Origin of the sequence: Belliella calami (assembly GCF_022549695.1) — a bacterium.
Lineage (GTDB): Bacteria > Bacteroidota > Bacteroidia > Cytophagales > Cyclobacteriaceae > Belliella > Belliella calami.
Map to the genome: position 1 here is coordinate 1 of NZ_JAKZGS010000013.1, position 8,743 is coordinate 8,743.

The 8,743-nt window shown below is 36.3% G+C and carries 6 protein-coding genes; 2 read left to right on the forward strand and 4 right to left on the reverse strand.

Translation table 11 applies throughout. From position 1 onward, the window contains the following. Nucleotides 1-798: 798 nt before the first annotated feature. The 3 genes from MM236_RS14180 to MM236_RS14190 all read right to left on the reverse strand — a co-directional run bounded on the left by MM236_RS14180 (nucleotide 799) and on the right by MM236_RS14190 (nucleotide 4,524). Entirely contained in the window at nucleotides 799-2,673 is a 1,875-nt protein-coding gene (locus tag MM236_RS14180; protein WP_241275649.1) for a CocE/NonD family hydrolase, read from the reverse strand. 435 nt (nucleotides 2,674-3,108) lie between these two features. Further along, nucleotides 3,109-3,717 carry a hypothetical protein gene (locus MM236_RS14185; protein ID WP_241275650.1) on the reverse strand — a complete coding sequence of 203 codons (609 nt, stop codon included), beginning with the start codon at nucleotides 3,715-3,717 and terminating at the stop codon, nucleotides 3,109-3,111. An 87-nt stretch (nucleotides 3,718-3,804) separates the two neighbouring features. Next, a complete protein-coding gene (locus MM236_RS14190) occupies nucleotides 3,805-4,524 on the reverse strand; it encodes a VLRF1 family release factor (protein WP_241275651.1) in 720 nt (239 codons plus the stop codon). A 62-nt stretch (nucleotides 4,525-4,586) separates the two neighbouring features. Here MM236_RS14190 and MM236_RS14195 point away from each other — a divergent pair, with 62 nt between their 5' ends. Both MM236_RS14195 and MM236_RS14200 read left to right on the forward strand, forming a co-directional pair. Continuing rightward, complete coding sequence (locus MM236_RS14195) at nucleotides 4,587-5,117, forward strand: HEAT repeat domain-containing protein (protein WP_241275652.1); 531 nt, start codon at nucleotides 4,587-4,589, stop codon at nucleotides 5,115-5,117. Nucleotides 5,118-5,152: 35 nt separating this feature from the next. Further along, the gene (locus tag MM236_RS14200) at nucleotides 5,153-5,770 is read left to right on the forward strand and encodes a hypothetical protein (protein WP_241275653.1); all 618 of its coding nucleotides are present in this window, start codon (nucleotides 5,153-5,155) and stop codon (nucleotides 5,768-5,770) included. 34 nt (nucleotides 5,771-5,804) lie between these two features. On the opposite strand, the gene hrpB is transcribed toward MM236_RS14200, so the two are convergent. Next, the gene (gene hrpB, locus MM236_RS14205) at nucleotides 5,805-8,285 is read right to left on the reverse strand and encodes an ATP-dependent helicase HrpB (protein WP_241275654.1); all 2,481 of its coding nucleotides are present in this window, start codon (nucleotides 8,283-8,285) and stop codon (nucleotides 5,805-5,807) included. Nucleotides 8,286-8,743 lie beyond the last annotated feature (458 nt).

Consider the following 8,743-nt stretch of genomic DNA (forward strand, 5'->3'; position numbering starts at 1 on the left):
CCCTTTTTGAATCGTGCTATTTCATTATGAAGCTTTTCCTTCATTAAAAAAATCAATTCTGATTTCTCTATTGGTATTTGTGTTAATGTTACGTCAAGGGCAGAGCCCTTAGTTCTTCGTAGAAAAAGGTATTAGAAATCAAAAATTAAGGGGCGTAGCCCTGTTTTCTAAATTCCTACAGATAAATGTAAGAATTCAGGGCTACGCCCCTCGTGGGGTGGATGTCTTGAAATTTGCTACGAAGATAACAGGGCTAACGCCCCTTTTTGAATCGTGCTATTTCATTATGAAGCTTTTCCTTCATTAAAAAAATCAATTCTGATTTCTCTATTGGTATTTGTGTTAATGTTACGTCAAGGGCAGAGCCCTTAGTTCTTCGTAGAAAAAGGTATTAGAAATCAAAAATTAAGGGGCGTAGCCCTGTTTTCTAAATTCCTACAGATAAATGTGAGAATTCAGGGCTACGCCCCTAGTAGGGGGGGTGTTATGAAATTTTCTACGAAGATAACAGGGCTAACGCCCCTTTTTGAATCGTGCTATTTCATTATGAAGCTTTTCCTTCATTAAAAAAATCAATTCTGATTTCTCTATTGGTATTTGTGTTAATGTTACGTCAAGGGCAGAGCCCTTAGTTCTTGGTAGAAAAAAGGTATTAGAAATCAAAAATTAAGGGGCGTAGCCCTGTTTTCTAAATTCCTGCAGATAAATGTAAGAATTCAGGGCTACGCCCCTCGTGGGGTGGATGTCTTGAAATTTGCTACGAAGATAACAGGGCTAACGCCCCCTTTTTGAATCGTGCTATTTCTTTACGATCGGTAATGTGATGCTGCTAGGGTATTTACTTGAATGATGGATGTTGTTGGTGGCAACTTTTCCCTCTGTCTCGTCATAAGTATTTCCTCCTGTATTCATGTTTCTGTCAAATCTTGGGAAGTTAGAAGATGATACTTCTATTCTGATTTTATGTCCTTTTTCAAAATAGTTAGAAGTGGACATTGGGGTCATATTCACTTCATAGACTTTTCCCTTTTCCATGAAAACCTCTTTTTCGTATCCTTCTCTATACCTCACTCTTTGGATTGTTTCATCGAGGTTGTAGGCACTTCCATCAGGATAAACATCAATCAGTTTGATCGTAAGGTCAGTGTCTTTTACGTCAGTAGAAAGGAACAATTTTGATTCTATAAATCCACTAATTTCAACTCCTTCTTCAAGGACTTCTGAAGTGTAAACCAGAATGTCTTCTCTCAACTCCATCTCTTGTTGATCCCAAGAGCCTCCTTGAATGGCATTTCCTGTACAGCATACATTTCCTCCGTAAGAATTCACCGGATTCATAGGGTCATATTTGAAACTGTCAGGATTGTCTTTGCTTGGCTTTTTCTTAGTCAATGAACCGTCTCCCAATCTGGAATTTGCCCTACCTTTACTATCCAAATAGAATGTTGTCATTTCTGCTTCTTTAGGAGGCCAAGTATCTGAAGACTGCCATTTGTTAGATCCCATTGTGAAATACTGTACTTTCGGCATTTCTTCTTTGATTTGGTTTTTTTCATCTTTCAGCCAGAAGTCAAACCAAGCATAAGTCAGTTCATTATAATTCAATCTTGCATCCCCTACAGATCTTTCTCCAACAATCGTATTGTCAGTAGCTCGTGTATATGCGCAGTGTAGGGTAGGAGCGATCACCAAATATTGGTTTTCCCTTATTTTCGGATCTTTTGCGTTGTCTCTCACGTGATTGTACAAAGCCAAGTTTGGACTAGAAGCTACATCATACCATGACACAAACCAGAAACTTGGTTTTTCGAATTCCATGTCATCATGAAAGAGTCCTCCTTCAAACCATTTTGGATCATTTGGCTTGCGAGTGATCATTTCTTCATAGATACCTTTTGGGCCATTTACATTTTTGATGATATCCTGTATTGGTAGGTGATTTAATCCTTCTTTCCAATCAACTCTTGGATATCTAGGTGCCATGTCATAGAATCTTTGTAACCTCAATAAATCCTCCTGATCGATTCCTTCTGGCAATCTTGGCGCCATTGGATCATGTTGAGTGCTATAAAGCCAGGTAGTAAAAAGCATCTGACCAGCACCACCACGGTACCAGTTGCCTTGTTCGAAGTAATCACCGATTCTACCTACTCCAGCTCCAAATCCCTGAGGAACCAATGCTGCATGTGCTGGGTGGTCCATCGCTGCTACAGCCATCTGCCATTCTGCAGTAGATGAACAGCCGATTGTACCGATTTTCCCATTGCTCCATTCTTGTGCAGCCATCCAGTCGAATGCATCATATCCATCTGTCAATGGTGTACCTAGAATATCCCATTCTCCTTCAGAAAAGAACCTTCCTCTTTCATTCTGAACTACATAGGCATAACCTTTCTCTACTGCTTCCAATGCACTTTGTAAAGTTCTTGTAGTCAATTCTCCATCTCTGTATGAATTGAAGTTGTAGGGAGTTCTAGAAAAAATAATTGGGACAGGTGTATCTCCTTTTGGACGATAAATATCAGTCGCCAATCGGACTCCGTCACGCATCGGCATCATTACTTTTTGGTCAATGATTGCAATCTCATCGAGTTGTTGCAATACAGATTTTTCTTGAGCAATAACTTGCCCAAAAAGCAAGAACAAGATTGGTAGGAAATAAATTTTTTTCATATCAGGATTTTAGTTTTAATTGGGTGGTTGTTGAATTTAGGCAAAAACAACTAATCATTCGACCAATTGTGTCTTGTATAAAACTATTTTTATTTTGTCTTTCAACATTTGGTATATTTTTAATTAGGTATTAATAATATTGTCAATTATTTAAAACTCTTAAAAATTTTTAGAGATAAACGCTGCATCCAATAAATTCTTTTATAGTCTAAAGAGAACAACTCTAATTAAAATAAAGATAAAAAATTTAAAACATTATTCTGGAAATATTTATATGAATGGACTTTATGAGTTTCCATTTTTATTCCTTTGACAACGGCCGAAAAGGTAGCAATATATTTCTTTTGATTGATAGCTGTTGACAGTTAACAATTTGTTTAAATATCAAGTGTTTAATACTTGTTTTGAAGTAATTTCAGATAATATTTAGGGATTTTAATTCCTTTTAAATTTCTCTCTCAATCCTTCAAAAACTGGTGTCCTATTCTTTTTTCTCTTTGCACGGGCTTTTTTTCTTCTCTTTTTGTCTTGCGCCTTACTCTTTACGATCACCGTTCTAGCCGAAATTCCTACTTGGCCTCTGTAAAATTCCTCTCTACCCGACATGTTGAAATTCGGTTTATAATCAAGAGAAATCGTGGTGTTTAGCACAGTCATCTCAATCCCAGCTATTAGATCAATCCCATTGGTGTTATTTCCATAAGTAGTAACAACTTCCATTGTTGCTGGATTTTTGACATTGCTTTCTTCCCAACCTAAAGAATAACCCAATCCATAATAGTAATTGAATCTTTTGGAAATGATAGGTTTATGCTTTTCAATTAAAAGGTGCATAGTAGTATTTCTACTAAAGTCAGATTGAATGATGCCTTCCAAGGTAACGTGTTTTAAGATTCTTTGCTGCGCAGTAATTCCTACTGTCCTGCTAAAATCGTTTGATCCCAGTCTTAATCCAGCAGCTGTTCCATAGCGCTGACCAAAGGTCACATTACTGAAAAATAGAAAGAAAGATAAAAGGAGAAAAGTTGTGAATTTTTGAATCATATTCTAATTTATAAGTGATTGTAAATCTTTGGGTTTAGTTTTTCCTTGAAAGAAAAATTCAAATGATCAATAACTATTCCATATTCCTTACCAATCATCATTGTTCTCTTCTAGCGAAGAGTTTTTCAGTTTTATCTCTTTCATAAAATCCTGATAAATCAAAGCGCCACTTTCTGAAATTCTGATCTCGGCTTGCAAGAGAAATTTGTTTGTTGCAATCAATTCTTCAAATGTTGGATTCTGAATATGCTTTGGGATTTTGAAGATTCTTGGATCTTGTTTATCAAATGGAGTTTTGATTTTTCCTCCATAAAAATATGGAATCAAGGTTTCTGAACAGCTTATACCGATTTTATCAATTCTAAATTCATCAAAATGTTCTTGTAATCGCTCGTTTATTTGGTCAAAGAACTCCAGGGTTTCTTGTAACCTGATCCTTGAACCTGCTCTAGATTTTCCCTTGGTTTTCAAATGTTTGATTTGGCTTTTTCCTTGTTTCTTTCTAGTCATGTAAGCACGGAAAACTTTGTGTTGATGACATTCGAAATTTTCAAAAAAGCCTACAGATGCAATTCCAGAGCGAATCATGATAAGTACATAATTTTTGAAATCTGCTTCTTTTGACTTTAGTTTTTCAAAATCTAATTCAAAATCTAGAGGAAGTCGAATTATGATGATAACTTCTTTTTTTATTAAAAAATCAAGTTGATGTTTTTTATTATTATATTCGAGGGTAGCACCCTTAGATTTCATAAATTCAATAAAACTGAAAATCAAACTATTATCGAATCCTTCTACTTTCATCATAAATATTTTAATAAAGACCTGATAAAGATCTTATATTTGCCAAAACACTAATGTATAAAAGCATGGATAATAAAATACCATATCTACTGGAGAAAATGTGTGACAAATCAGAAAGCGAGGCTTTTGATTATGCAGATAAGCTGGCAGAGATTGGTACTGAAGAAGTTGTAGATCTATTGATTGAAATCATAAAAGGGGAGGATCTAGACAATGCATATCTGGCGGCTAGAGCTCTAAGTAAGATTGAAAATAATCAGAAAGCACTTGATCCAATTCTTGAAGCTATACATGATAGTAAAAATAAAAACAAAAATGGACAGTTTGTTCAAGCACTTGAAGGCTTTGATCTAAGCAATAATTTTGTTGATTTGTTTAGAATTTACTTGTTTGGAAATTTTAAATCTTCAAATTTAGCAAAATATTATTTGGATTATGTGGAGTTTGAACTGACCCCACGAGTACTCAAAAAAGCAGAAAAACATTGGAAGCATTATGAAAATAACATCTCCCATGATAGTGATGATTTCTTAATCAAAAAAGATGAAGTGGAAACAATACTTCAGGAAATCAAAGATCTTTTTCTTGAAGATTGACCAACCTTTCAAACTTATGAGAGTTTAAATAAACTATGCGAATAGAAAAATTATTATCACTTCATCAAGATTTTTTTTTGGATTTTGGGTTTGTTTTTGATCCTATATATTTCTATTTCACCAAATCAATACCTGAAGGAAAGCAAGTTGTTTTTTTTCATCATATTCAAAATCCCGATGCCAATTACATAGAATATCAATTGGGTGTCAGGTTGGATAAAGTAGAAAATATCATTAATGAATTTCTTCCTTCATTGGGAGATTTCAAAGATAGAAGTATAACACATGTTGTACCGTTGGATCAAATAAATAGGGATTTTCCAAGAAGATATTTTTTAGACAACAATTTAGATTTAAACAAAATTTTTGGGCAAATAGAAAGTTTCTTCATTGAAGAAGGATTCAAATGGTTAGATTACTATTCCATTCCCGAAAATTTGGAATTTTTATTCAATAGTAATCCGGATCAAGAGCTCACTACACAGAATTTCACCTATAGATCTGCACGGGCAATTACTATATGCAAATTGTATAATTCAAAAGAATACGAACTCACTAAGAAAGCATATCTTGACAAACTTGAAGAAATGATGGTCACTCCATTTACGCTTGCAAGTTTTTTGAATTTGTTGGCACATCTAGAGAGTTTGTGATCTACCTAATTTAAATATAGCATCTGCATATTTTCTAACTCTTTTTTACCCCTCTGACAGCGACTGCCTCCAATGGTTTCTCAGGCCATGAATGTTTAGGATATCGTCTCTTAAGCTCTTTTTTAACTTCAAAATAAGTGTTTTCCCAAAAACTTTTCAAATCCTCAGTTACCTGAACGGGCTTAAAACCCGGAGATAATAAATGTAAACGTAAACTCACATTTCCATCATTTATTCGCGGAGTTTCTAGCCAACCAAACACTTCCTGAAGCCTTACCGAAAGTACAGGATTATCACCATGCTCTGAATATTGAATTTTGATATTGCTACCACTTGGAACCTCAATCTTTTCAGGAACCAATTTGTTGAATGTGTTTTGCAGATCAAAATTTAATGAATGATAAAGGATAGAAGCTAAATCAAGCTTTTTGAAATCTTCAGGTTTTCTAACTTCACTCAGATAAGGCCCCAAAATACTTTTGTGGTTTTCAATGATCTTTTCAGTTGACCAATTTGGCCAATTTTCAGTTAGCCTCCATTTTCTAAGGCTTTGCATTCTGGCTTGAAGATTGACCACCTTTGCAGAAAAATCAAGAAGTTTGCGTCCTTCTTGATGGATGGCATTGGAAAGTGCTTCCATCAAATCGCTTTCTGATAAGTCCCTAATAGGAGAAGATCTTAGAACAATACTTCCAATGCTTAGATCCAAGCTTGCCACCAATCCTCCTCTTTTACTATCCCAAAGTACTTTTCTTTTTTCTTTGACAAATGGCGCAAGGTCTTTTGGATTAAGAGGGGAAGCTAAGAATACCTTACCCATTCCTTCTCGAGCATCAATATGACTAATAGCCAACCATGATTCATTTGCCAAATCATCTTTATGGCCAATCATAGCAATTTTGCCATTTGCCAATTGAAACTGGGCATTGTTTCCTGGCCTCGCATAAGCTATTCTTTCAGGATAGGCTAAAGCGATAAGCGAGCCTGTCTCGAATGAATCTACCATCGAATTGTCGATATCCGCTTTGAAAAGCCTGCGATAATTTGAAGCAATCTTTTCAATTTTATTCAATCCTTTGATTGATAGATTTTCCCTTCTAGCTCTCCTTAATGCGTCAATACGGAGGTTGATATCTACTCCAGTGTCTGGCGCTAATGGGTCTCTTTCTTCCAAAAGTCCTGCAATATCTGCTGCCAAGGAAATTTTATCTTCATTTTCAGCAATCACTAGCATGTGGGCAATTCTAGGGTGTGCCGGAATTGCATGAATTTTCTTTCCATGTGGGGTGATTTTGCTATTTTCTACCGCATTTAACTGAGTCAAAATATCAAAAGCCTGAGCCAAAGTCCCTACTGGAGGTGGTGTTAGCCATGTCAATTCCCTGATGTCCTTGATACCCCATTCCAACATGTCCAATACCATGAATGCCAAATCAGCTTCCAATATTTCAGGAGTTCTAAATTCGGCTAGATTGGCATGGGTGGCTTTTGACCAAAGTCTATAGCAGGTACCGGGTTGAAGTCTTCCAGCTCGACCAGCTCGCTGATCCGCAGAGTCCTTTGCTATCCTAATAGTTTCCAATCTGCTCAAACCTGACTTTGGGTCAAATTTTGATGTTCGTCCATATCCGGAGTCAATCACAATCGTGATTCCTTCAATCGTTAAACTTGTTTCTGCTATCGAAGTCGAAAGGACAACCTTCCTTTTACCAGATCGATTTGGCATAATCGCTTGATACTGTGCGGTAGGCGAAAGTTGACCGTATAGGGGATGGATTGAAAATTCGGGTAAATGCTTTCTTAAAATGGCTTCTGTTTTTTTGATCTCACCTTGACCAGGCAAAAACACCAAGATATCACCTTTGTCATTCTTACTTGCATCTATGACGCTTTTTGCAACCATTTCCGGCATCAACCATGGATCGATATCTCCAGCGTATTTGATTTCTACTGGAAACATTTTTCCATCACTTGAAATGACAGGTGCTTTTAAGAGCAATGAAAGTTGCTTCATATCTAATGTCGCAGACATAACCATGATTCTTAAGTCAGGTCTCAGCAACTGCTGCGCTTCTCGGCAAAGAGCCATTGCAACATCAGCATGAATATTTCTCTCATGAAATTCATCAAAAATAACTAAACCAACATCCTCTAGAGCATTGTCAGAATGGAGCATTCTGGTAAGAATTCCTTCAGTCAATACTTCGAGTCTAGTATTGGTAGAAACTTGACTTTCAAATCTAATTCTGTAGCCAACTGTTTGCCCAACTTTTTCTTCCAAAAGTTCGGACATCCTCAAGGCTATTGATTTCGTGGCCAGCCTTCTTGGTTCCAGCATTAAGATTTTCTTTCCTTTCAAAAATGATTGCTCAAGCAAAGCCAAAGGTAAAAGTGTGCTTTTTCCAGCTCCCGGAGGAGCTTGCACGATCAATGTGTTGTTGGTATTCAGTTCTTGTATGACCTGTGGAATAATTTCCCTTACGGGTAGGTCTATTGAAAATGGATCAAAGTTCAAATCTTATTTTTTTGTAGCAAAGGTAAAATTTCAAGTCATAATAACAAAAATTCTTAGCATACCTCGGCATCTGATTGCGGCTAAATATACTAAGAACATTTTTTTGCCACTAAGTGACGCAAGGGATCGCAAAGGGGGAATTGTTATTCATATTTTTTAAAGAATCTTAGCGTACCTCAGCGTTCCCTTTCGGCTAAAACAGCTAAGAAGGTTTTGCCACTAAGTAACGCGAGGGTTCGCAAAGGGGGGATTGTTATTCATTTTATTATATAAATCTTTGCTTACCTCAGCGTTCCCTTGCGGCTAAAACAGCTAAGAAGGTTTTGCCACTAAGTGACGGAAGGATTCATAAAGAGGGAATTGTTATTCATTTTATTATATAAATCTTTGCGTATCTCAGCGTTCCCTTGCTGATAAAATAACTAATAAGGTTTTACCGCTAAGTAACGCGAGGGTTC